Origin of the sequence: Streptomyces sp. NPDC091387 (assembly GCF_044756945.1) — a bacterium.
Taxonomy (GTDB): Bacteria; Actinomycetota; Actinomycetes; order Streptomycetales; family Streptomycetaceae; genus Streptomyces.
In genome coordinates this window covers 259,950-283,735 of record NZ_JBIVTZ010000007.1, presented here as the reverse complement: position 1 = coordinate 283,735, position 23,786 = coordinate 259,950, and the positions used below count along the sequence as shown (strand labels likewise).

General features: G+C 72.5%; 18 protein-coding genes and 2 pseudogenes. 12 read left to right on the top strand and 8 right to left on the bottom strand.

Annotated features, from left to right (window positions below):
* Window positions 1–58: 58 nt before the first annotated feature.
* Both ACIQM0_RS16910 and ACIQM0_RS16905 read right to left on the bottom strand, forming a co-directional pair.
* Window positions 59–3,364, bottom strand: coding sequence for a right-handed parallel beta-helix repeat-containing protein (locus ACIQM0_RS16910; protein ID WP_401287219.1), 3,306 nt, complete (start codon window positions 3,362–3,364; stop codon window positions 59–61).
* A gap of 254 nt (window positions 3,365–3,618) precedes the next feature.
* A complete protein-coding gene (locus ACIQM0_RS16905; RefSeq protein WP_401286956.1) occupies window positions 3,619–4,572 on the bottom strand; it encodes a GNAT family N-acetyltransferase in 954 nt (317 codons plus the stop codon).
* A 217-nt stretch (window positions 4,573–4,789) separates the two neighbouring features.
* On the opposite strand from ACIQM0_RS16905, the gene ACIQM0_RS16900 reads away from it, so the two are divergent.
* The gene (locus ACIQM0_RS16900) at window positions 4,790–5,359 is read left to right on the top strand and encodes an FHA domain-containing protein (RefSeq protein WP_401286953.1); all 570 of its coding nucleotides are present in this window, start codon (window positions 4,790–4,792) and stop codon (window positions 5,357–5,359) included.
* Window positions 5,360–5,390: 31 nt separating this feature from the next.
* On the opposite strand, the pseudogene ACIQM0_RS16895 reads toward ACIQM0_RS16900, so the two are convergent.
* A pseudogene (locus tag ACIQM0_RS16895) lies at window positions 5,391–5,624 on the bottom strand (dihydrolipoyl dehydrogenase); the annotation flags it as partial.
* 219 nt (window positions 5,625–5,843) lie between these two features.
* On the opposite strand from ACIQM0_RS16895, the gene ACIQM0_RS16890 reads away from it, so the two are divergent.
* The gene (locus ACIQM0_RS16890) at window positions 5,844–6,875 is read left to right on the top strand and encodes a cytochrome P450 (RefSeq protein WP_401286950.1); all 1,032 of its coding nucleotides are present in this window, start codon (window positions 5,844–5,846) and stop codon (window positions 6,873–6,875) included.
* Here the strand turns inward: ACIQM0_RS16890 and treY are convergent.
* Both treY and glgX read right to left on the bottom strand, forming a co-directional pair.
* The gene (treY, locus tag ACIQM0_RS16885; protein WP_401286948.1) at window positions 6,835–9,243 is read right to left on the bottom strand and encodes a malto-oligosyltrehalose synthase; all 2,409 of its coding nucleotides are present in this window, start codon (window positions 9,241–9,243) and stop codon (window positions 6,835–6,837) included. The two genes, ACIQM0_RS16890 and treY, sit on opposite strands and share 41 nt — an antisense overlap.
* An 87-nt stretch (window positions 9,244–9,330) precedes the next feature.
* Window positions 9,331–11,496 (bottom strand): glycogen debranching protein GlgX, encoded by a 2,166-nt coding sequence (glgX, locus tag ACIQM0_RS16880; RefSeq protein ID WP_401286945.1) that lies wholly within the window; start codon window positions 11,494–11,496, stop codon window positions 9,331–9,333.
* Between the two features lie 356 nt (window positions 11,497–11,852).
* On the opposite strand from glgX, the gene ACIQM0_RS16875 reads away from it, so the two are divergent.
* Both ACIQM0_RS16875 and ACIQM0_RS16870 read left to right on the top strand, forming a co-directional pair.
* Window positions 11,853–13,085, top strand: coding sequence for an SAV2148 family HEPN domain-containing protein (locus tag ACIQM0_RS16875; RefSeq protein ID WP_401286942.1), 1,233 nt, complete (start codon window positions 11,853–11,855; stop codon window positions 13,083–13,085).
* Between the two features lie 83 nt (window positions 13,086–13,168).
* The gene (locus ACIQM0_RS16870) at window positions 13,169–13,897 is read left to right on the top strand and encodes a 3'-5' exonuclease (RefSeq protein WP_401286939.1); all 729 of its coding nucleotides are present in this window, start codon (window positions 13,169–13,171) and stop codon (window positions 13,895–13,897) included.
* A 97-nt stretch (window positions 13,898–13,994) separates the two neighbouring features.
* Here the strand turns inward: ACIQM0_RS16870 and ACIQM0_RS16865 are convergent, their stop codons facing one another.
* Window positions 13,995–14,861 carry a phosphotransferase enzyme family protein gene (locus ACIQM0_RS16865; protein WP_401286937.1) on the bottom strand — a complete coding sequence of 289 codons (867 nt, stop codon included), beginning with the start codon at window positions 14,859–14,861 and terminating at the stop codon, window positions 13,995–13,997.
* A gap of 132 nt (window positions 14,862–14,993) precedes the next feature.
* Between ACIQM0_RS16865 and ACIQM0_RS16860 the strand changes: the two genes are divergently transcribed.
* The 6 genes and pseudogenes from ACIQM0_RS16860 (at window position 14,994) to ACIQM0_RS16835 (ending at window position 20,543) form a co-directional block, all read left to right on the top strand.
* The gene (locus ACIQM0_RS16860) at window positions 14,994–15,938 is read left to right on the top strand and encodes a carbohydrate ABC transporter permease (protein ID WP_401287216.1); all 945 of its coding nucleotides are present in this window, start codon (window positions 14,994–14,996) and stop codon (window positions 15,936–15,938) included.
* On the top strand, window positions 15,935–16,774 hold the full coding sequence (locus tag ACIQM0_RS16855; RefSeq protein WP_401286934.1) for a carbohydrate ABC transporter permease: 840 nt from the start codon (window positions 15,935–15,937) through the stop codon (window positions 16,772–16,774). Before ACIQM0_RS16860 ends, ACIQM0_RS16855 begins: the two co-directional genes overlap by 4 nt.
* Complete coding sequence (locus ACIQM0_RS16850) at window positions 16,774–18,066, top strand: ABC transporter substrate-binding protein (RefSeq protein ID WP_401286931.1); 1,293 nt, start codon at window positions 16,774–16,776, stop codon at window positions 18,064–18,066. Before ACIQM0_RS16855 ends, ACIQM0_RS16850 begins: the two co-directional genes overlap by 1 nt.
* Before the next feature lie 252 nt (window positions 18,067–18,318).
* Window positions 18,319–19,521, top strand: a pseudogene (locus tag ACIQM0_RS16845) (S8 family serine peptidase).
* A 90-nt stretch (window positions 19,522–19,611) separates the two neighbouring features.
* Window positions 19,612–20,163, top strand: a complete 552-nt coding sequence (locus tag ACIQM0_RS16840; protein WP_401286929.1) for a DUF1697 domain-containing protein — start codon at window positions 19,612–19,614, stop codon at window positions 20,161–20,163.
* The gene (locus tag ACIQM0_RS16835; RefSeq protein ID WP_401286926.1) at window positions 20,160–20,543 is read left to right on the top strand and encodes a DUF4440 domain-containing protein; all 384 of its coding nucleotides are present in this window, start codon (window positions 20,160–20,162) and stop codon (window positions 20,541–20,543) included. Before ACIQM0_RS16840 ends, ACIQM0_RS16835 begins: the two co-directional genes overlap by 4 nt.
* Before the next feature lie 40 nt (window positions 20,544–20,583).
* Here ACIQM0_RS16835 and ACIQM0_RS16830 read toward each other — a convergent pair whose 3' ends face one another.
* The gene (locus tag ACIQM0_RS16830; RefSeq protein WP_401286924.1) at window positions 20,584–21,420 is read right to left on the bottom strand and encodes an ABC transporter ATP-binding protein; all 837 of its coding nucleotides are present in this window, start codon (window positions 21,418–21,420) and stop codon (window positions 20,584–20,586) included.
* A gap of 13 nt (window positions 21,421–21,433) precedes the next feature.
* Entirely contained in the window at window positions 21,434–22,303 is an 870-nt protein-coding gene (locus ACIQM0_RS16825) for an aldo/keto reductase (protein ID WP_401286921.1), read from the bottom strand.
* A gap of 190 nt (window positions 22,304–22,493) precedes the next feature.
* Between ACIQM0_RS16825 and ACIQM0_RS16820 the strand changes: the two genes are divergently transcribed.
* A complete protein-coding gene (locus tag ACIQM0_RS16820; protein WP_401286919.1) occupies window positions 22,494–23,078 on the top strand; it encodes a TIGR03086 family metal-binding protein in 585 nt (194 codons plus the stop codon).
* Window positions 23,079–23,146: 68 nt separating this feature from the next.
* Entirely contained in the window at window positions 23,147–23,779 is a 633-nt protein-coding gene (locus ACIQM0_RS16815; protein WP_401286917.1) for a DsbA family protein, read from the top strand.
* Window positions 23,780–23,786 lie beyond the last annotated feature (7 nt).

Genomic DNA, 23,786 nt, shown 5'->3' with positions numbered 1-23,786 from the left:
TTCCTCTGTTCGGTGAGGTCCGGAGGGTCTGGGGGAGGAGTGCGCGGCGGGACAGCTCTCAGGAGGGCTGACGCAGGCCTGCCAGGTCCTCCGGCAGCAGGAGCTGCAGATCGTCCAGGCTCGGCGCCACGACTGTGCTCAGCCGCCCCGCCTGACGCGTCATCATCTGTTCCAGTGTCTGCCGCGCGAGGCGTGCGTTGCCGAACGTGCGCCCCCTGGGCAGTCCGTCGAAATGCGCGCGCAGCGCGGTGGCGGCGCCGGGCGCGCACTCGTAGCCGTTGTCGACGGCGTGCTGGCGCACGATCGTGACCAACTCGTCACTGGAGTAGTCGGGGAACTCGACGTGCCGGGGGAAACGGGAGGCGAGACCCGGGTTGGAGCCGAGGAAGCGCGCCATCTCCTCGGTGTAGCCCGCCGCGATCACCACCACCTCGTCGCGGTGGTCCTCCATCAGCTTCAGGAGGGTGTCCACGGCCTCCTGGCCGAAGTCGGCGGAACCGCCGCTCCCGGCGGGGGTGAGGGTGTACGCCTCGTCGATGAACAGCACACCGCCGAGCGCGCGCGTGAACACCTCCTTGGTGAGCTGCGCGGTGTGTCCGACCCACCGGCCCACCAGGTCGGCCCGCGACACCTCCACCAACTGGCCGCGCGGCAGCACGCCCAACGAGGCCAGCAGCTCCCCGTACAGCCGGGCCACCGTCGTCTTGCCGGTGCCGGGCGGCCCCGCGAAGACCAGGTGGTTGCTGATGCGCGGTGCGGGCAGTCCGGCTTCGGTGCGGCGGCGGGCGGTGGCCAGCAGGTTGACCAGGTCGCCCACCTCCCGCTTGACGGCCGCGAGCCCCACCAGCGCGTCGAGCCGCAGCAGCGGGTCGTCGTCGGCCTTGCGGTCCACGGCCGCCGTCACGCCGACGTCCCTGGCGGTCAGTACCGCCAGATCGCGTTCGTTGACCTCCGGCATGCCCGCGAGCCGGGATGCCTGACGGTCCACCATCTCCTCGAACACCTTGCGGGCGGTGCGTCCGTTGCCGAAGGCCGCGTCGCGCGGAATGGCCTCGAAGTGGCCGTGCAACGCGGTCCGGGCAGCCGGTTCGAGCTCGTAGTGGTGCCCCGTGCACATCCGCTCGACGATGGTGACCAGCTCGTCCGAGGTGTAGTCGGTGAACTCCACGGTGCGGGTGAACCGGGAGGCCAGACCGGGGTTGGAGGCGAGGAAGCCGGTCATCTCCTCGGGGTAGCCGGCCGCCACGACCACCACGTCCTCCCGATGGTCCTCCATCAGCTTCACCAGGGTGTCGATGGCTTCCCGGCCGAAGTCCGCGCCCGAACCGCCGCCGTCGGAGAGCAGTGTGTACGCCTCGTCGACGAACAGCACGCCGCCCAGAGCCTTGTTGAAGGTCTCGGTGGTCTTGATCGCGGTGCCGCCGACGATCTGTGCCACCAGGTCGGCCCGCGACACCTCCACCAGGTGCCCGGTGCGCAGCACTCCGAGTGACGCCAGGATCGACCCGTACAGCCGGGCCACCGTCGTCTTGCCGGTGCCGGGTGGGCCCGCGAACACCAGATGGCGGCTCATCGGCGGGGCGGGCATGCCGAGGCTGGCACGCCGCTGCGCCAGCCGGTTCAGATTGATCAGCGTCAGGACCTGCTGCTTCACGTCGGCGAGACCGATCAGGGACTCCAGCTCGGCCACCGGGCCGGTGTCCTTGTCCGGCTCGGCGGCCATCGGAACCGCACCACCGGGCAGTCGCCCGCCGCCCGCCGCCTCGGCGCCCGCCGCACTGCCCCAGGCATCGGGAGCACCGTTGTCCGCGCTGTTCAGGCCCTCGACGGCGAGCCGGTCGCCGGGCACCGCCTGGCGCAGCCCGCTGCCCCGGTTCTCCCGTACCGTGCAGCCGATCAGTGACGCCGGGTCGGTGCCCTCGACCCGCACGCCGTCGGCGCCGGAGCCGGACACCTCGCAGGTCTTCAGGGCCGCCCGTGCGCCCGCGGCGACCAGCACACCGTGCTCACCCGAGCCGGTGACCCGCGCCCGCGCGGCGGACAGCTCGCCCTTCGCCTCGATCAGGACGCCCGCCCCGGCCGCGTCCTGGACGGCGGTGTCGCGAAGGGTGAGCGTGCCGAGTGCCCCGACGTGCACGCCCGCCCCGGCCGCCGTGCGCAGCGTGCTGCCGCCGACGTACAGAGTGCCGTGCCCCGAGACGTGCACGGCCGAGCCTGCCGACGCCTCGACGACGCACTCCTCCAGCCGGCCCCGTCCGTCCTTGGAGACCTCCACCCCGTGCGAACCCGGCCGGGTGACGGTGACGCGGCGCAACAACGGGTTGGCGCCGGTGCGGACGACGATGCCGGACCCGCCCGCGTCGCGTACCTCCAGGCGGTCGAACTCACCCGCCGAGTCCTCGTCGAGCAGTACCCCGACGGCCTTCGCGTCCGCCACGACCGTCCCGGTCAGCACCGGGGAGGAGAACCCGTTCACCCGGATCGCCGCATCCTGCGCGGAGGCGAACACACAGTCCTTGAACGTGCCCCGGCTGCGCTCGGTCACGAACAGACCGTGCCCAGCGGTCCGTTCCGTACGGCAGGCGGTCAGAGTGGGGGAGCTTCCGGCGCCCAGCACGAACCCGTGCCCGGTCGTGTCGGCCACCGACACCTCCTCCAGCACGGTCGGCCCGGTCGAGCTGACGTACACCCCGACCACCGCCTCGCGGACCGAGCCGCGCACCATGCGCACCGTGCTGTCCTCCTCGACGGCGACCCCGGGCTTGTCCGCCGCGGATATCTCGCAGTCCTCCAGGTGCAGGTGGGCCTGACCGTTCGTCAGTACCCCGTTGCCCCGGGTGTCGCGCAACCTGCCGCCGCGCACGGTGATCCGCCCGCGCTCCCCGGCCACCACCGCCGACGTGCCCAGATGCTCGACGACGCAGTCCTCCAGGAAGCTCTCGTTCCCGGACGTCGAGACCACACCGGCGCCCGCCGGATTGCTGACCCGGCACTCGCGCAGGGCGAGGGACCCACTGCCGCGCGCGAACAGCGCCGCCCACGCCGAGCCGTGCACCTCGCACCGGTCCATCGCGATCTGTCCGCGCGGCGAGTCGACGACCGGCAGCTCGTCATCGTGGCCGCGCAGCACCAGGTCGCTCACCATCAGGGCGTCGCCGGTGAGGGTCAGCGCGGTGCCGCGCCGGGGCGCCAGCTCCACCGTTCCGGCCCCTTCGGACGCGGTCAGCGTGATCGCGGCGGAAACGGTGACGGACTCCTCGTAGCGGCCGGGACCGATGCTGACGACAGCCCCGGTACGGGCCCGTGCGACGGCCTCCGCGACGGTGCGGAAATCGCCCGAACCGTCCACTGCGACGGTGAGCATCTGGCGTGACACGTATCTGACCTCCCGGCCCCCGGAGCCGGTGGGGCGGCGGGGACACGCGGCATGTGGTGGGGCGTACGGAACTTGAGAGCCCATCATGCCTGTTCTCGCAGGTCGAATGCCATGGTGGTCCGGGCCGGGCCGCAGCTCCCGAACGGCCCCTCCGGCGCCGCGCACCGCGGGCTCCGCGTCCGCGGTCCCCGGCTGCCGGATCGCCCTCGCGGCCCGGACCGCCTGCCGCGGCGGCGGCTCCGTCAGTCCCACACCATGTCGAAGGCGCGCTCGAAGTTGACGTACCCCAGACGCTCGAAGGACTTCGCCATCGGCACGTTGCCGAGGTCCGTCGCGGCCCGGATCCGCTCCACCCCGTCCTGCCCGGCGAGCACCCGGGTCCCCTCCGTGAGGAGGTCGTCGATGTAGCCGTGGCCGCGGTGCGCGGGCAGCACACCGATGTACGCGATGATCGGGTTGTAGGTGTTGCGGGCCGGGATCACGAAGCCGACCGGTTCACCGCCGGGGAGTTCCGCGATGCGCCACCACTCCCGCGGGGTGGTGTAGCCGGCCAGCTCCTCGTCGTAATGCTTCTCCGCGGCCCGGCGCGCCGACAACCCGGAGGCCAGGTCCTGTTGGCCGTGGGCGTCGAGGGTGCCCTCCATCACGGGCGCCATCAGCGCGAGGAGGTCCTCGCGCCCGGCCACCGGGCGGAAGCGCAGCCGGCCGCTGCCGGCGGGCACCGGGGTGCCCGCGCGCCACTCCAGGCGCAGCCGCTCGACCAGCATCCGGGCCCCGGTGCGCTCCATGACCCGGATCCGGGCCTCGACGGCGTCACGGACCACCGGGTCCTCACGCCAGTCCGGCGGCACGTACCGCCCGTACTCGGGACGCGGGCCGCCCGCGGGCACGACCGCCGCGGTCGCCGTCTCCAGCAGCCGCAGGCCCGCCTCACCGCGCTCGGGCTCGGGCAGGGTGTCGTCGAGGTCGAAGAAGTCGAGAAGGAGCGGCGCCTTGCCGTCCGGGCTCCACCACGCGATCCGCGCCACCACCCGCTCGCCCCGCAGGGCCACCCACATCCACTCCGGGCGGCGGCGGCCGGACCCGAGGTCGTCCGCCAGTTCGTGGTCCAGGACGTACGACAGCCGGCGGAAGAGACCGAGCTCCTGCGGGCCGGTGAGCGGACGGACGGTCAGTTCGGTTGGTGCAGCAGGCACAAAGTCTCCAGGACTACGCGGGAGCGCCCCGGCGGTCGTCGGGGCCGCACGGCGGCAGACGGTAGCAACGTCTCGCTCCGGGCGCCCCTGGATATCCGGGTGAGAGGGGTGAGAGGGGTGCGCGGGGGCCCCGGGCGGGCCGTCCCGCACAGGCCGGGAGCGAGGAAGGAGCGGCCGTTCTGGACACCTTGGGGCGGTCGGCCCGACAATTGGCCCTGTGACGTCCTCCTTCGAGTTCCACACGTATCCCGCGCGGCTGTCCGACGCCCAGCGCGACCGTGTTCTCGGCGTGCTCAGAGAAGGCGCGGCGCAGGGAAAGCTCTCCCACGACACCTTCATCCGGCGCATGGAACTGGCCCTGACCGCGAACCGTTCCGAGGAGCTGGCCGCGCTCACCGCCGACCTGGACGGCGGCGGTGGCCGCTGGTCGCGGCAGCTGATCCGGGCCGTCGGCGGGGTCTCCGGCTTCCCCGGGCGGGTGCGCAGGGCCTGGTGGGCCGAGCGGCTGCCCAAGCTGCTGCTGCCGGCGCCGAGCCCGTACCCCCTGCTCATCGGCCGGGATCCGGGCAACGGGCTGCGCCTCAGCCACGAGACCGTGTCCCGGACGCACGCCGAACTCACCGTGCACGGCGGCCGGTGGCTGCTGCGCGACCTGGGCTCGACCAACGGCACCTGTGTCAACGGGCAGCGCGTCACGGGCACGGTCTCGGTGCGGGAGGGGGACCAGGTGAGCTTCGGCACGATGATGTTCCGGCTCTCCGCGCCCGCGCTCACGCCGCCCGCGTAGCGCGTCCACGAACGGCTCGCCCGGCCCGCTCTCACGCCTGCTGGTGCAGTCCGCCGCCCGCCAGGGTGAGGAAGGCCTCGCCGACCGCCTCCGAGAGCGTCGGGTAGGGGTGCACGTGGCGGGCGACGTCGGACGGCTCCGCGTCCCAGCCGACGATCAGCTGACTCTCGGCGATCATCTCCGAGACGTGCGGCCCGACGAGATGGACGCCCAGGACCCGGCCGCCCCGCTCCGCGACCACCTTCACCATGCCGCCCTGCCCGCTCGCGGTGTTCTCCCACGTCGGGCTGACCGGCGCCGCCGCCGCGTTCACCGAACTGCTGAGGCTTCCTGGCCGCCGGGCCCGAGGAGCGGCCCGTGACCGGCCGGGCGGTGAGCGCCCCGTCACCCGGACGGCCGCGCGCCGACTGCGGCGGGTCCGTTGAGGTGATCCCCTGAGGGGGACCGCGCCGCACACCGGCGCACCGACCACCCGGGGGTACGGATGCAGGCCGACGCCCCCGGAGACATACCCGCCCCGACGCCCTCGCCCGACCACCGCGCCGCCAGGCCGTCGCGGAACCGCCGGTCGGCCCGCCCCGCCGGACCGAGCCTCCTCGCCCCCGGCGCCGCCCGCGACCCGTACCGGCTCTACCGGGTGCTGCGCGAGGAGTACCCGCTCAGCTACGACGCCCCGCTGGGGGCCTGGCTGATCAGCCGGTACGACGACGTGGTCGCCGCGCTCACCGGCCCGGGGTTCACCGGCTTCCCGCACGACGGGGCACCGCGGGGCGGCCCCGCGCCGCTCGGCCTCTGCCACGGCAGTGCCCGTTGCCTGCCCCGCGACCGGTACACGGTGGTGACCGGCACCGCGCCCCGGCACCTGGCCGAACGTGTCGAGCGGACCGCGTACGTGCTGGCCCGGCGCATCGCCGGGCGCCGACAGGCCGATCTCGTCGAGGAGTTCTGCCACTGGCTGCCCGCCGGTGCCGGGCCCTTCCGGGCCCCGCCGCGCACCGCCGGCGGCGCCACCGCCGACGAAGGGCCCTGCACCCGGCACACCGGGCTGCGCGAGACCGCGCTCGCCTCGCTGCTGGCCAACCTGCTGGACGACCCCGACCTGCTGGCCGCCCTGCGCGTCGAACCGGCCCTCGCCGGGCGGGCCTGGACGGAGTCGATGCGCCGCGACCCGCCCGTCCAGGTCGTGCTGCGGCGCACCCTCACCGAGGTCACCCTCAGTGGCGGCACCCTCCCGGCACGGACCCCCGTCGCCTGCCTGATCGGCGCGGCCGGACGCGATCCGGAACGGTTCGCCGCACCGGACCTGTTCGACCCCTTCCGCCGCGACCAGGGCCGTACCACCACCACCGGCCCCGCGGGCTGCCCGGCCGTGGTGCTCGGGCGGCTGGAGGCCGAACAGGGCCTGCGCGCCCTGCTGGACGCCATGCCCCGGCTCCGCTGGGCCGACGGATTCAGGCCGGCCGCCACCGGCCTGCTCACCCGGGGCCCGCGGTCCCTTCTGGTACGGCCCGGCTGAGCAGCGCCACCGGCCGTCCGGCGAACAGCTCGGACACCGCGGCCGTGCCGCCGGAGAACTCCCGGCCCGGCGTCAGCAGATCCCGCCACACCCCGTCGTCCGGCAGCGTCAGCTCCGTCCCGCGCCAGCCGCCCGACTCCGCCAGCCGGAGCGACAGCCGGGTCACCGCGGTGACGACCTCGCCCGAGCGGCAGAACGCCAGGCAGTGCCCGGCCGCCGGCCCCGAGGCCGCCAGCGGGGCGTACGTCCCCGACTCGCCGAACACCCCGGGCCGCTCGCGCCGGAGCCGCAGCGCCGCCACCGTGAGCGCCTCCTTCTCCTCCGAGAGCGCACCGGAAGGCAGGTCAGGGGAAGGGCGCCGAAACGGCCGCCGGTTGTCCGGATCGACCAGGGCCAGATACGCGCGCTCGGTGCCCTGGTAGAGATCCGGCACCCCCGGCATCGTCAGCTGCACCAGCGCAGCGCCGAGCACATTGGCCCGCACCTGCGGGGCGAGCGCGTCCGCGAACCGGTCCAGCAGCGCCCGCACCGGACCGGTCCCCGCGGCCGGACCGGCGGCGACGAAGTCGGACATCGCCCGCTCGTACCCCGGATCGGGTTCGGTCCAGCTGGTGAAGAGACCCGACTCGCGCACCGCCTTCAGCAGCGCGGGCTCCAGCCGCGCCGCCTGCTCCCCGGCCGGGAACCCCACACAGCCGAACGCGGTCTGCCACGCCTGCCAGGCCAGCTGCGGATCGGGGGCGGCCGCCGGGGCCGTCCGGGCCAGTTCCGCCACCAGCCGCGCCCACGGCCCCGGACACTCCGAGAGCACCGCGACGGTGGCCCGGACGTCGGCGCTGCGCTTGGTGTCGTGCGTGGTCAGCGCCGTGCCGGTGGCGGGCCAGTCCCGCGCGAGCCGGGTGCAGAAGGCGTGGAAGTCCTCCGGAGCCACCGCCGGCTGCCCCGGATCACCGCCCACCTCGTTGGCCGAGACCAGCGGCACGTACCGGTAGTACGCGGTGTCCTCGACCGACTTGGCCCGCAGCGCGGACGCCGTCTGCGCGAACCGGTCGCAGAACGCCGCCCGGTCGCCCCCCGGACCGAGCCGCCCCAGCGCCAGCTCCCGCACCACGTCGACGGCCGACGCCTCCTCCCGCACGGCGAACACCGCCTTGGCGTCGCTCACCGCCGTCGCGTCGAGCGCCGCCAAGGCCGACTCCGTGCAGGGCCCGCCGGCCGTCACGTACGGCCGGTAGACCGGCACCCGGACCAGCAGTTCACGCACCGCGGTGTGCAGCGCCCACGGGGCGTGGTCGCGCAGCGCGGGGTCCTCGGCGCAGACGCGCGACGCCAGCCGGGTCAGCAGGGCGGTCTCGGCGGCCAGCTCATGGGTGACGACGCGGTAGGCGGCCCGGCGCACGGTCGCGTTCCAGTAGCCTCCCCGGTCGCCCGCCGGAGAGGCGGACTCCCGGTAGTGGCCGAGCAGTTCCGCGGCGCCCACCGGATCGACGAAGAGACCGTCGATCCGGTGCAGCGCGTCGTACCCGGTCGTCCCGGCCACCGCCCAGCCGGCCGGCAGCGGCTCGGGGCCGGTGAGGATCTTCTCCACCACGGTCCACACACCGCCGCTCGCCCCGGAGAGCCGTTCCAGATAGGCGGCCGGGTCGGCGAGTCCGTCCGGGTGGTCGATCCGCAGCCCCTCGACGGTCCCGTCCCGGACCAGTTCGAGGATCTTGGCGTGGGTGGCGGCGAAGACCTCCGGGTCCTCCACCCGCACCCCGATCAGCTCCGAGATCGTGAAGAACCGCCGGTAGTTCAGCTCGGTCCGGGCCAGCCGCCACCAGCCGAGCCGGTAGTGCTGGGCGTCCAGCAGCTCGGGCAGGTCGAGACCGGCGGTGCCGGCCCGGAGCGGGAACTCCTGCTCGCCGTAGCGCAGCACCTCCCCGTCGACCCGGAGCGCGCCGAGCTCCTCGCCGAGCCGGCCGCCGAGCACGGGCAGCAGGATCCGCCCGTCGCCCGCGGCCCAGTCGATGTCGAACCAGCGGGCGTACGGGGAGCCCGGCCCCTCGCGCAGGACCTCCCGCAGCGCGTGATTGTGCCGGGGGTCCGCCGCCATGTGGTTGGGCACGATGTCCAGGACCAGCCCGAGCCCGTGCTCCCGGGCGGTGCGGGCGAGCCGCCGCAGCCCTTCCTCACCGCCCAGCTCGGCGCGCACCCGGCCGTGGTCGACGACGTCGTAGCCGTGCCGGGACCCGGGCACGGCCTCCAGGACCGGGGACAGATGCAGATGGGAGACGCCGAGCGTGGCGAGGTACGGCACGGCGTCCTCGGCGGCCGAGAACGGGAAGTCCGGCTGGAGCTGGAGCCGGTACGTGGCGGAAGGCGTCATGGGGACGTTCGTACCCAGATCCGGGCGCTCTGTGTCACCCCGTCGCGCACAAGGGCCCGACCGGCGGCCCCGTACCCGGCGCTCCCGCTACGCGGGCCGCTGGAGCACCGCCATGCTCCGCCCCACCAGGGTCACCCGATCGCCCGCCGCGACTCTGGGCCCCGCGCCGGTCAGCACGCCGGCCGGGCGCGCCGTGTCGACGACCACATGCCACTGCCGCCCGTGGTTCACCGGGACGGCGAACTCCAGCGTCTCGGCGCTCGCGTTGAACATCAGCAGGAAGGAGTCGTCGGAGATCCGCTCGCCGCGCGGCCCCGGCTCCGAGATGGCGTGCCCGTTCAGAAAGACCGTCAGGGCCTTGGCGTGCGCGGCCTGCCAGTCCCGCTGGGTCATCTCCTCGCCCTCCGGAGTGAACCAGGCGATGTCCGAGAGCTCGTCGTGCGTGCCCTCCACCGGCCGCCCGTGGAAGAACCGGCGGCGCCGGAAGACCGGATGGTCCCGGCGCAGCCACACCATGGCCCGGGTGAACTCCAGCAGGCTGCTGCCGAGCCCGTCGCCGCCCTGCGGCTCCGTCTCCTCGCCGTCGTCGGCCGCCGCCTCGGCCGGGTCGGGCCAGTGCACCCAGGACAGCTCGCTGTCCTGGCAGTACCCGTTGTTGTTGCCCAGCTGGGTGCGGCCGAACTCGTCGCCGTGACTGAGCATCGGCACACCCTGCGACAGCATGAGGGTGGCGATGAAGTTGCGCATCTGCCGCTCGCGCAGCTCCAGCACCTCGGGCCGGTCCGTGTCGCCCTCCACGCCGCAGTTCCAGGACCGGTTGTGGCTCTCGCCGTCCCGGTTGCCCTCGCCGTTGGCGTCGTTGTGCTTGTCGTTGTACGAGACCAGGTCGTGCAGGGTGAATCCGTCGTGGCAGGTGGCGAAGTTGATCGAGGCGAGCGGCCGCCGGCCGTCGTCCTGGTACAGGTCGGACGAGCCGGTCAGCCGCCCGGCGAACTCGGCCAGGGTCCGGGGCTCGCCGCGCCACAGGTCCCGGACCGTGTCCCGGTACTTCCCGTTCCACTCGGTCCACAGCGGCGGGAAGTTCCCCACCTGGTAGCCGCCCTCGCCCACGTCCCACGGCTCCGCGATCAGCTTCACCTGGCTGACCACCGGGTCCTGCTGCACCAGGTCGAAGAACGACGACAGCCGGTCCACCTCGTGGAACTGACGAGCCAGAGTGGCCGCCAGATCGAAGCGGAACCCGTCCACGTGCATCTCGGTCACCCAGTACCGCAGCGAGTCCATGATCAGCTGGAGCACGTGCGGGGAGCGCATCAGCAGGGAGTTCCCGGTCCCCGTGGTGTCCATGTAGTAGCGCTGGTCCTCGGCGAGCCGGTAGTACGAGGCGTTGTCCAGGCCCCGGAAGGAGAGCGTCGGCCCCAGGTGATTGCCCTCCGCCGTGTGGTTGTAGACCACGTCGAGGATCACCTCGATGCCCGCCTGGTGCAGCGCCCGCACGGCCTGCTTGAACTCCAGGACCTGCTCGCCCCGGTCGCCCCAGGAGGCGTAGGCGTTGTGCGGGGCGAAGAAACCGATGGTGTTGTAGCCCCAGTAGTTGGCGAGCCCCGCGTCCGCCAGCCGGTGGTCCTGGACGAACTGGTGCACCGGCATCAGTTCGATCGCCGTGACCCCGAGCTCCGTCAGATGCGCGATGACCTCCGGATGGGCCAGTCCCGCGTAGGTGCCGCGCAGCTCCTTCGGCAGCCCCGGGTGAAGCATCGTCAGGCCCTTCACATGGGCCTCGTAGATCACCGTGCGGTGGTAGTCCGTACGGGGCCGCCGGTCGTCGCCCCAGTCGAAGTACGGATTGACCACGACGGACGTCATGGTGTGCGGCGCCGAGTCGAGGTCGTTGCGCGCGTCCGGCCGCCCGAAGGGGTAGCCGTACACCGCCTCGCCCCACTGGATCCGTCCGGCGACCGCCCGTGCGTACGGGTCGAGGAGCAGCTTGGCGGAGTTGCAGCGGGCGCCGCGCTGCGGCTCGTACGGCCCGTGGACCCTGAATCCGTACCGCTGACCGGGCATCACCCCGGGCAGATAGGCGTGGCGGACGAAGGCGTCGGTCTCCCGCAGCTCCACCGCCGTCTCTGAGCCGTCGTCGTGCAGCAGGCACAACTCGATTCGGTGGGCGGCCTCCGAGAAGACCGCGAAGTTGGTCCCGGCGCCGTCGTACGTGGCACCGAGGGGGTACGCCTGTCCCGGCCAGACCTGCATAGATTCGACTCTTCCACTCTGATGCGGTTGCCTGGGGAATGCGGGCTCCCTGGGGCAGATCTTCCCCGAAAGAGCGCCCCTTACCTAAGACGTCGCCCGGTCCGGTCAACATCGGGCCCCTCCATGTCGCCCGGAACCGGAATCCGGTGGACGCATGCGGCCTGCTGCCCGGTATGCGGCTTGCGGTGGGGTGTTTAATCACTATGAATCCGCTCACTACGGCAGATCTTGTCCCAGGGAACGAGCTTGTCCCGCTGGGGAGTTGAGAAAGGAGCCTGTGCATCCGGCTGCACCGGCTCCCGCTCCCGGAGTACCCTTCCTTGATCGTTGGTGGGGGAGTGGAAGGCGGTGTGCGGGTGAGCTCGGGAGGTTTCGAGCTGCCCCCAGGTGACGCTGGTCACGAGGGGGACGCCACCGTTGTGCGGCCCGGGGCGGTCTCGCTCGCCCGGCCCATGGAGATCGGTGCGGAGCTGGACTGGGGAGCGGACGCCTGGAGTGAGGTGCGCACACGTGCCCAGCGGGCGGGGCGCGCCTACATCTGGCTGAATCTCGTGGAGCAGCGGCTGCGCGCCGTGGTCGCCGCGGTGCTCCGGCCCATCTACGAACCGGTCCACGGCGAGGACTGGGTGGTGGCCGCGGCGGGTCCCGCCGGGCAGGAGTGGGTGCAGCGCGCCGTCGCCGTGCGCGAGGTCTCACGCCGCAAGGGCTATCTGCTCGACCCGGCCGACGACAACGTCCTGAGCTTCCTCACGCTGCCCCAGCTGCGTGAGCTGATGGTCCAGCACTGGCCCTGTTTCGAGCCCTACTTCGACGACCGCCGCGATGTGGAGCTGGCCCTCGACGAGCTGGAGGTCGCCCGCAACGTCGTCTCCCGCAACCGCGCGCTCAACGAGGCGGTGCTCGCCCAGGCGGAGCGCGCCTCCGCGCGGCTGCTGGAGATCCTCGGCAGCGGCGCCGCGGTCCCGTCCGCCGACCGGCTCCCGGTCGACGCCGTCGAGGAGCTGGTGGGCGACCGGTACGCGGACGTGGTCTCCGTCCACTCCGACCGGGTGCGGCTCCAGCGCCAGCTGCCCGCGGAGGACCTCTTCGGGGGAGCGCGCCGGCTGGACGCGATCGGCATAGGGCTCAATCTGCTGGTGCAGAACTTCTCCGGCCGCCGGCTGATCCGGCTCGCCGAGTCGGGCTGCCGGGTCCGGCTGCTCTTCATCAACCCGGCCAGCAGCGCGGTCAAGCGCCGGGAGCGGGAGCTGGGCCTCAAGAAGGGCGAGCTGAGCCGGACGGTGGAGATGAACATCCTCCACATGCGCCGGGTCCGCTCCAAGCTCCGCGACCCGGGCGCCTTCGAGATCCACGTCTTCGACGAGACCCCGCGCTTCACCGCCTACCTGGTGGACGGGGACGGGTCCGACGCGGTGGGGGTCGTCCAGACCTACCTGCGCAGGGCCCGCGGCATGGAGGCGCCCGTGCTGGTGCTCCGCGGCGGCGGGCGGGCGGTGGTCCGGGCCGGGCAGGACAGCGAGCACGGACTGTTCGAGACGTACCGCGAGGAGTTCGAGTCCGTGTGGACGGACTCCCGTCCGGTCTCCTGAGGGACCGTCCCCCGGAGGGTGCTGTCAGTGGCCCGTGCGAGGGTGGTCGTCACCTGGGGGAAGCACCACGAAGGAGGTACGGGATGAGCTGGCACCGGCATGCGCTGGTCGGCTTCGACCTGGAGACGACGGGTACGGAACCGCTGGAGGCCCGGATCGTGACGGCCGCGGTCGTCGCCGTCGACGGCAGTGACGGCGAACCGGCGGACCCGCACACCTGGCTGGCCGATCCGGGGATCCGGATCCCCGCACAGGCCTCGGCGATCCACGGCATCAGCAGCGAGCGGGCGGCGGCCGAGGGCCGGCCGGCCCGCGAGGTGGCCGACGAGATCGCCGACACCCTGACGGGCTACTGGCGACAGGGCGTGCCGGTCGTCGCGTACAACGCCGCCTTCGACCTGACGCTGCTGACGGCGGAGTTGCACCGCCACGGGCTGCCGTCGCTGAGCGAGCGCCTCGGCGGCGCGGGGATCGGTCCGGTCCTCGACCCGTACACGATCGACCGGGCGGTGGACCGTTACCGCAAGGGCAAGCGCAACCTGGAGGCGGTCTGCGTCGAGTACGGCGTGGTCCACGGCGGCGCGCACGACGCGGGAGCGGACGCGCTGGCCGCGGTGCGGGTGGCCTACGCGATAGCCGCGCGGCACGGCTCGGTGGCCGCGCTGTCGGCGGCGGAGCTCCACGAGCGCCAGATCACCTGGTACGCGGAGTGGGCCGCCGACTTCCAGAAGTTCCTGCGCCGCAAGGGCGAGGCGGACGCGGTCATCGACGGCCGGTGGCCGGTCCGCGAGCCGGTGCCGGTCTCGGGCTGAGGGGCGCTGCCCGGCCTTCGGCCGTGCCGTGTCCTCGACCGCCGGACGGGCTTGAGCCCTTGGAGCCCGTCCGGCGACCGAGGACAGCTCCGCGGGCTCAGAACGGGTACCAGCGCACCCCCGTGTCGCCGTCGCGCAGCGACGCCACGCGCCTGCGGAACTCCGCGAGCGCCTTCGGGTTGGCCGGTGCGTGCTGGGCGACCCACGCGCAGCTCGCGGTCTCCCGCGCACCGCGCAGCACCGCGCAGCCGTCCCACTCCCGGACGTCCCAGCCGTACGCCGAGGTGAACGCGTCGTAGGCGTCGGCCGCCAGCGCGTACCGGTCCCGGGACAGCGCCAGCACCACCAGGTCGTGCTCGCGCAGATCCGTGGAGAAGGTCTCCAGGTCCACCAGGACCGGCCCGTCCGGACCGACATGGACATTGCGGGGGAGCGCGTCGCCGTGGATCGGGCCCGGGGCCAGATGCGGCACCAGCCCGGCGGCGGCCGTCGCGAAGCCGTCGCGGCGCTCGCGCAGATACGCGGCGTCGGCCGGGTCGATCGCGTCGCCCGCCAGGCCCAGCCAGCGTTCGACGCCGCCCAGCAGCTCCCGGCGGGGCAGGACGAGACCCTCCGGGGCCGGCAGCGCGTGCACCGCGGTGAGCAGCGGCGCCAGATCCCGCGGCACGGCGGGCCGCACCGCGTCGGGCAGCCGGTGCCACAGGGTCACCGGGTGGCCCTCTACCAGCCGGGCCGAGGGCTCGGCGGCCCGGACCGCGGGGACGCCGGACGCGGCGAGCCACTGGGCGACGGCCACCTCTCGCTCGGCCCGGAGCCGCAGCTCCGGACTCCGTACGGCATCCCGGCCGATCTTGACCACCAGGTCGCCCACGGCGAACACCGCGTTCTCGCCCAGCGCGAGCAGCTCCGCGTCGCCGGGGTGCCCGGCAGCGGTCAGTACTTCGCGCGCTCGCATCTCGTTCATGGATCCGATTTTCGCATCTGTGCAGGTTGTCTTGACGAACAAGCCCGCCCTCAGCACGATGACGGAGGCCACCTGAGCGGCCAGAACGGTATCAAGCCGGTCGAATGACGCAAGGGGGTCGTATCCGTGACATTGGCGAGTGCAACCGTGCAGTCCGGGCGGCACGGTCCGCCGGGCGGTCCGCCAGGCAAGGGGCCCGCCCGGATCAACCGGAACGCCGGTACCTGGTTCCTGGTGCTGCCGGCCCTCATCCCGATCCTGGTCCTCAGCGTCGGCCCGCTGCTCTACGGCGTCGCGCTGGCCTTCACCGACGCCCAGTCGGGCCGTACCCGGTCCACCCAGTGGGTCGGCACGCTGAACTTCCAGGACCTGTTCCACGACGGACTGTTCTGGGACTCGTTCCGGATCGGCCTGGTGTGGGCGGTCGGCGTCACCGTCCCGCAGTTCGTGCTGGCCCTCGGCCTGGCGCTGCTGCTCGACCAGAACCTGCGGATGCGGTGGCTGGCGCGGGCGCTGGCGATCATCCCGTGGGCGATGCCGGAGGTGGTCGTGGGCATCATGTGGCGGCTCGTCTACAACCCGGACGCCGGAATCCTCAACGAGACGATCCGCGACCTGGGGCTCGGTGACGGCCGGGACTGGCTGACCGGCCTCGCCACCGCGCTGCCCGCGGTGATCGTGGTCGGGGTCTGGGCCGGGATGCCGCAGACCACGGTCGCCCTGCTGGCCGGCCTGCAGAACACCCCGCACGAGCTCCACGAGGCGGCCGCCCTGGACGGCGCGGGCGCCTGGCGCCGCTTCCGTACCGTCACCTGGCCCGCGCTCAGACCCGTCGCCCTCTCCATCACCGCCCTCAACTTCATCTGGAACTTCAACTCCTTCGCCCTGGTCTACGTGCTGACCAACGGGGGTCCGGGCGGCCGGACGAGGCTGCCGATGCTCTTCGCGTACGAAGAGGCCTTTCGGTACGGGCAGTTCGGCTACGCCGCGGCGATGGGCTGTGTGATGGTCGCGGTGATCTCCGTGCTCCTCGCCGTGTACCTCGTGGGACGGCTCGGCGGAGGTGAGGACCGATGAGTCCGCGTACCCGCGGAGCCGCGCGCGCCGGACAGTACACCGCGCTCCTGTGCTACCTGGTCTTCCTGGCGTTCCCGTTCGTGTGGCTGATCTCCACCGCGTTCAAGCCGGCACCCGAACTGGGCTCCCTGCACCCCACCTGGATCCCCGAGCACCCGACGCTCGACAACTTCCGGGCCGCCTTCGACGAACAGCCGCTGCTCCGGGCCGCCGCCAACTCGCTGATCGCCGCGCTCTCGGCCGGGGCCATCGCCGTCGTCATCGCCACCCCGATGGCGTACGTGATGGCCCGCCACCGCTCGCGGCTCTCCACGGCTGCCACCGGCTGGGTCGTGGTCAGCCAGGCGTTCCCGTTCGTCCTGCTGATCATTCCGCTCTTCCTGGTCCTCAAGTATCTGCATCTGATCAACACGCTGTGGGGGCTGATCATGGTGTACGTCGTCTGGTCGCTGCCGTTCGCGCTGTGGATGCTGGTCGGGTACGTACGGGCGGTACCGCCCGAGCTGGAGGAGGCGGCGGCGGTCGACGGCGCGAGCCGGCTGCGGACGCTCGTCTCGGTCACCGCGCCGCTGCTGGCCCCCGGGATCGTCGCCACCGCGCTCTTCGCCTTCATCACCGCGTGGAACGAGTTCTTCTTCGCGCTCGTCCTGCTCAAGACACCGGAGAAGCAGACCTTGCCGGTCGTACTGACCCACTTCCTCGGCGCGGAGGGTGCGAGCGACCTGGGGCCGCTCGCCGCCGCCGCGTTCCTCGCCACCCTTCCCTCGCTCGTCCTCTTCGCGGTCATCCAGCGGCGGATCACGGGCGGCGTGCTGGCCGGGGCGGTGAAGAGCTGATGCGCGCACGGGTACGGACCGCGGCCGCGGCGGCCACCGCACTGGCCCTGCTCCTGACCGGTTGCGGCGGGGGCGGCGACGGCCGGGCGGACGGGCGGATCACGATCCGCTTCCAGTCGCTCGCCTGGCAGAAGGAGTCCGTCGACGCCAACAAGCAACTGGTGAAGGAGTGGAACGCGAGCCATCCCGACGTCCGGGTCCAGTACGTCCAGGGCAGCTGGGACAGCGTCCATGACCAGCTCCTCACCTCGTTCGAGGGGGACGAGGCACCGGACGTCATCCATGACGCGTCCGACGACCTCGCGGACTTCGCCTACGGCGGCTACCTCGCCGATCTGCGCACCCTGCTGCCGGACCGGCTCACCGCCGACATCCCGCAGCGGAGCTGGCGGACCAGCACCTTCGACGGCGGCGTCTACGGGGTGCCCTTCCTCCAGGAGCCGCGCGTCCTGATCGCCAACACCAGGCTCCTCAAGGCCTCGGGCGTCCGCATCCCGACCCCGGCGCACCCCTGGAGCTGGACGGAGTTCCGCCGGGTCGCCAAGAAGCTGACGGGCAAGGGCCGTTACGGGGTGGCCTGGCCGCTCAAGGAACCGGTCTCCCTCACCCTCAACCTCGGCCTCTCGGCCGGTGGCGAGCTGTTCCACCGCGGCGCCGACGGAAAGGTCACGCTCGCCATGGACGCGGGTGACCTCGTCGTCCCCGGGACCATCCACGACCAGGTCAACACCGACCACAGCGCCGCCCGCACGGCGCTCGGCATGGGCGGCGGCGACGCGCTCCCCGGTCTCTTCGGCGGCAAGTACGCCATGGTGCCGCTCGGGTTCTCCTACCGCCAGCAGGTGGTCGAGCAGGCCCCGAAGGGCTTCGAATGGACGGTGCTGCCCGCCCCGGCCGGCAGCGCGGGACCGGCCCAGGGCGTGAGCCCGCAGACCCTGTCCGTCGCCGAGGACAGCCCGCACAAGAAGGAGGCCGCGGCGTTCATCGGCTTCCTTCTGCGGCCGGCGAACATGGTGCGCCTCGCCAAGGGGGACTGGATGCTGCCGACCGGCAGGGCGGCCCTGGCGGACCCCTCGCTGCACACCGCGGACCGGGGCTGGGCGACCGGCGCCGCTCTCGCGGGCGCACTGCGCTCCGCGCCCGCCCAGTCCGTGCGCGGCTACCCCGAGTGGAAGGACAAGGTCGCCACCCCCGCGTTCCAGGAGTACTACAGCGGTGCGATCGACGCGGCCGAGCTGAGGAGGCGTCTGGTCGAGGACGGGAACCGGGTGCTGGCCCGCTACCAGCGCTGAACCCGCGCGGAGCCGGCCGTTCCCCCGGGACGGAGGGTGTACGCCCCTCAGATGTAAAGGGTATTGGGGGGTCGTGCACCCGACTTGCGACGGCCGGCCGGTTCCTTATTACGAAACCTTGTTGAGTAAGTCACAGGCCCATGTAGGTCTTGATCTGAGCGCGTCAATGGGTGAGGGTTTCGAGTCAGCCCCCGGAGATCTTCCGGCCGAGGGCCAATCCCCCCACAAAGAATGACGAGGAGACCCCTCTTCATGGCGATTCACAAGCGCACTCACCGGATCAAGCTCACCGCAGCGATCACCGCGGTCGCCGCCGCAGCCGGAATCACCCTGCTGGGCAGCCCGTTGGCCGGAGCGGCACCCGCCCCCGCGATGGGCAAGATCTACGGTGCCGACGCGGCAACCGCCGTGTCCGGCAGCTACATAGTGATGCTCGACCACAAGGCGGACAAGGCGAAGCTCGCCAAGGAGTACGGCGGCAAGCTCAAGCGCAACTACACCTCCGCCATCAACGGCTTCTCCGCCAGCGGCCTTTCGCGGACCGAGGCCAAGCAGCTCGCCGCCGACCCGGCCGTCTCCAAGGTCGTCCAGAACAAGAAGTTCCACGTCGACGCCACCCAGAACAACCCGCCGTCCTGGGGCCTGGACCGCATCGACCAGACCGAGACCGCCGGCGACAACGCGTACACCTACCCGGACAGCGCGGGTGAGGGCGTGACCGCGTACGTCATCGACACCGGTGTCCGCATCACCCACGAGGAGTTCGAGGGCCGGGCCGGCTACGGCTACGACGCCGTGGACGACGACAACGACGCCGACGACGGCTACGGACACGGAACCCACGTGGCCGGCACCATCGCCGGTGCGACGTACGGCGTCGCCAAGAAGGCCAAGATCGTGGCCGTCCGGGTCCTCGACGACTCCGGCTCGGGCACCACCGAGCAGGTCGTCGCCGGCATCGACTGGGTCACCGCGAACCACACGGGCCCCTCCGTCGCCAACATGAGCCTCGGCGGCGGCGCGGACGAGGCACTCGACGCGGCGGTCCAGAAGTCCATCGCCTCCGGAGTCACCTACGCGGTGGCCGCCGGCAACGAGTCGGGCGACGCGAGCGAGAGCTCCCCGGCGCGCGTCCCGGAGGCCATCACGGTCGCCTCGTCCACGGTGGACGACGAGCAGTCGTCGTTCTCCAACTACGGCTCGCTCGTGGACATCTAAGCCCCGGGCTCGGACATCACCTCGGCGTGGAACGACAGCGACACCGGCTCCGACACCATCTCCGGCACGTCCATGGCGACCCCCCACGTCGTCGGTGCCGCCGCCCTCTACCTGGCGGGACACCCGGACGCCACCCCGGCGGAGGTCTCCACGGCACTGACCGACGGAGCCACCCCGGACGCCATCAGCAACGCCACCGCAGGCACGGCGAACAAGCTGCTGAAGGTCGTTGAGTAACAGCACCACCCCCTGACCGGCGGCCGCCGCGCTCTCCCCCACGGGGCGCGGCGGCCGCACGGCTCGGGCCGATCGTCCTATGGTGTGCCCATGACGATGTATGCGGCGCTGCTGCGCGGGATCAACGTGGGCGGCCACCGCAAGGTCCCGATGGCCGAACTCCGCACCCTGCTCACCGGACTGGGCCACGGCGACGTCCGTACCTATCTGCAGAGCGGCAACGCGGTCTTCAGCAGCGACTCGGGCGACGAGGACACGCTCGCGGTGGAACTGGAGCGGGCCATCGAGGAGCAGTTCGGCTTCGGGGTGGAGTGCCTGGTCAGGGACGCGGCCTACCTCGCCGCCGTGGCCGGCGCCTGCCCGTTCCCGGCCGCCGAGCTCCTGCCCAAGGAGCTCCACATCACCTTCTTCGACCAGCCGGTCGACGCGGCCCGGTTCGCCCCGCTGGACGCCGCGGCCTTCCGCCCCGAGGAGTTCCGGCTCGGCGAGCGCGCCCTCTACCTCCACGCCCCCGGCGGACTGGGCGGCTCCAAGCTGGCCGCCGCGCTCTCCCGGCCCTCCCTCAACAAGGGCCTCGTCGCCACCTCGCGCAACTGGAACACCGTCACCAAGCTCGTGGAGATGACCGGAGGCGACGCGTGAGCGAGCCGTCCCCCGGCGTGGCCGCGGCGGTCGAGGGCGAACTCCGCCTCCTCGACCCGCTGGTCCGGGCCTCCACCGAACTCCTCGTCCAGGTCCTGCACCCCGACTTCCACGAGGTCGACACCACCGGCCGCCACTGGGACCGCGACATGGTCATCACCTCGCTGATCACGGGCACCGCCGCGGGCCCCGGACAGCTCACCGCCTCACGGATGCGCGGGATCCAGCTCGCCGAAGAGCTCGTCCACGTCACCTTCGACACCGAGGCCAAGGGCAAGCGCGCCCACCGCAGTTCACTGTGGCGGCTCACCGCGACGGGGTGGCTGCTCTACTACCACCAGGCCACCCCCTTCGTCACCGGACCGACGGCCGAGGACTGAGCGGCCAGGATCAGCGGCGGGCGGATCAGTGACGGCGGGATCAGCGGCGGCCGGCCCGCTGGGCCCGCGCCGTCCACCGGCCCTCGGTGCGGGAGATCCGCACCGGATGACCGAAGCAGTCGCTGACCTGATCCGTGGTCAGCACCTCGTCCGCCGGCCCCGAGGCCACACACCGTCCGCCGCGCAGCAGCATCGCATGGGTGGTGGAGGCGGGCAGCTCCTCCAGATGGTGGGTGACCAGCACCGTCGCCAGCTCCGGGTGCTCCTCGCGCAGCGCGTCCAGACTGTCGAGCAACTGCTCCCGGGCGGCCAAGTCAAGACCGGTGGCCGGCTCGTCCAGCAGCAGCAGCCGGGGCCGCGGCATCAGCGCGCGGGCGATGAGCGTACGGCCCCGCTCGCCCTGCGACAGCGCGGGCCAGCGCGCCCCCTCCTTGCCGCCCATGCCCAGCATGTTCAGCAGCCGCGCCGCCCGCTCCCGCTGCTCCGGGCTCGCCGACCAGCGAGGCACCGGCTCGACCGAGTTCGTCAGCCCCGTCAGCACCACCTCGTTCACCGACAGCGGGGAACGCAGCGGATGGCGCGGATCGACATGCCCCAGCAGCGTCCGCAGTTCCCGCAGATCGACCCGTCCGATGGTGCGGCCCAGCACCTCCACCGCGCCCCGGGTGGGATGCCTGATCGCGCCGAGCAGCCCCAGCAGCGTGCTCTTGCCCGCACCGTTCGCGCCGAGCAGCGCCCAGTGCTCCCCGCCGCGCACGGTCAGCGACACCGAGTCGAGCAGGACCTTGCCGTCCCGGACGAGCGTGACGCCGTCGGCCCTGATCACCGGAACCGGGGCCGTGGGAGAGGACGGGGCGACAGCGGCGGTGGTGGTCACGTGCGGTACTCCTTCATGCGGATGCGAGCGCCTCCAGGAGGCTCATGTCGTCGGCCGACAGCCGGATGTCCCGGGCCGCGAGGTTCTCCGCGAGATGGACGGGCGAACCGGTACCCGGAGTCGGGCAGAGGACGGGGGAGTGGTGCAGCAGCCAGGCGAGGGCGATCTGCCCGCGGGTGGCACCGTGGCGTTCCGCGACTCCGGTGAGTGCCGCTGCGCCCGCGCCGGTCAGCGCGCCGTTCGCCAGCGGGAACCAGGGCAGGAAGGCCAGGCCGTGGGCCTCGCACACCTTCAGTACCGCGTCCGACGAACGGTCGAGGAGATTGAACCGGTTCTGCACCGAGACGATCCCGGTCAGGGAGAGCGCCTGCTCCAGCTGGTCGGCGGTGAGGCTGTCCAGACCGATGTACCGGATCTTACCCTCCTGCCGCAGCGCGTCCAGAGCGCCCAGCTGCTCGGCCATCGGCACCTGCGGATCCAGCCGGTGCAGCTGGTAGAGGTCGATCCGGTCGGTCCGCAGCCGGCGCAGGCTGGCCTCGCAGCTCGCCCGCAGCTCCTCGGGCCGCCCCGCGATGTGCCAGGTGCTGTCACTGGTGCGCACGACACCGCCCTTGGTCGCGATCACCAGATCGTCGCGGTACGGGTGCAGCGCCTCCGCGACCAGCTCCTCGGCCACCCCGGGGCCGTAGTTCTCGGCGGTGTCGATCAGGGTCACGCCCTGGTCGACGGCCGCCCTGAGCACGGCCAGCGACTCCTGCCGGTCGCCGGGGGGACCCCAGTACCCGGGGCCGGTCAGCTGGGCGGTGCCGTAGCCGAGACGGCGCACGGGCAGCTCGCCGCCGAGGAGGAAGGAGTCGTCGGGGGATCGCAGCACGGAAGACATGGGGGAAACAGTAGTCTGGATGGCGGATACAACTTCTGTCCCGGGGTGTGACCTTGCGGTGGCGGCGAGCGCCGGGAGCCCGGCTCGATGTCCGTCGCCGAGCTGACCGCACTGGTCGACGCGGCCGTCCGACCGCCGCTGTCGCTTTTCTTCAATACCCGGGGCGGGCACCGGTCCTACCCTGTTCCGTATGAAGACCGAGCACGCACATATGGCCGAATGCGCCGCAGAGGCGGCCCGAGTGGCCCGCGGCGTCCGCGCCGCACAACTCGACGACTCCGCCACCCCCTGCGAAGGCTGGGACGTCCGCGGGCTCGTCAACCACTGGGTGCTCTACACCTCGCACGGCATGGAGCACCGCGCCCTGCGCACGGAGATCCCCGAGGAGCTCACCGTCCGCGACTTCACGGCGGACGCCGACTGGGCCGCGCGCTACGCGGCGCAACTGGACCGTGCCGTCGCCGCCTGGTCGGACCCGGCCGTCTGGGAGGGCGCCATCGGCCAGGGCGACTCGGCCTCACCGGCCTCGGACACCGCCGAGATGCTCGTCATGGAGACGGCGCTGCACGGCTGGGACGTGGCACGGGCCACCGGCCAGGAGTTCCGGCTCTCCGACGGGGCGGCCGGCTACGTCCTGGAGGTCGTGGAGAAGACCGCCGCGCTCTACCGGCAGTACGAAGGCTTCGCCGCCGAGATCACCCTCGAGAACGGGGCCTCCGGATTCGAGCGGGCCCTCGCCCTGAGCGGGCGCGATCCGCGGTGGACCGCCGCCTGAAAGTGGCCCAGCCGGACGGCCGCTGAATGGCCCGCGGGGGTGCGCCACCGGCTGGCTACGCTCATGTCATGACCACTCACCGCAGCCCGGAGCCGGGCAGGCCCGCCGTCGACTTCTGGTTCGACCCCGCCTGCCCGTTCGCCTGGATCACCTCGCGCTGGATGCTGGAGGTGGAGCAGCAGCGCGACATCGAGCTCCGCTTCCACGTGATGAGCCTGTACCTGCACAACACCGGCAACGAACTCCCCGACTGGTACCGCACCCTGGTCGACAAGTCGATCGGTCCGGTGCGCGTCGCCGCGGCGGCGGCCGAGCAGCACGGTGAAGGCGTCCTGCGCGACCTGTACACGGCGTTCGGCACCCGGATCCACCAGCGGAAGAACGAGGACTTCGACGAGGTGATCGCCCAGTCCCTCGACGAGCTGGGCCTGCCCGCCGGGCTGGCGGCCGCCGCGCACACGGACACGTACGACGCGGCACTGCGGCGCAGCCATGACGCGGGCAAGGACCCGGAGGCGGACGGATACGTGGGTACGCCCACCATCCATGTCGACGGGAGCGTCTGGTTCGGCCCGGTGCTGCGGGCGGTGCCGCGCGGGGAGAAGGCGGCGCTGCTGTTCGACAGCTTCCGGGTGCTCGCCGGCCACGAGGACTTCTTCGAGCTCAAGCGCACCCGCACGGGCGGCCTCGACGTCGGCTGAGCGGGGG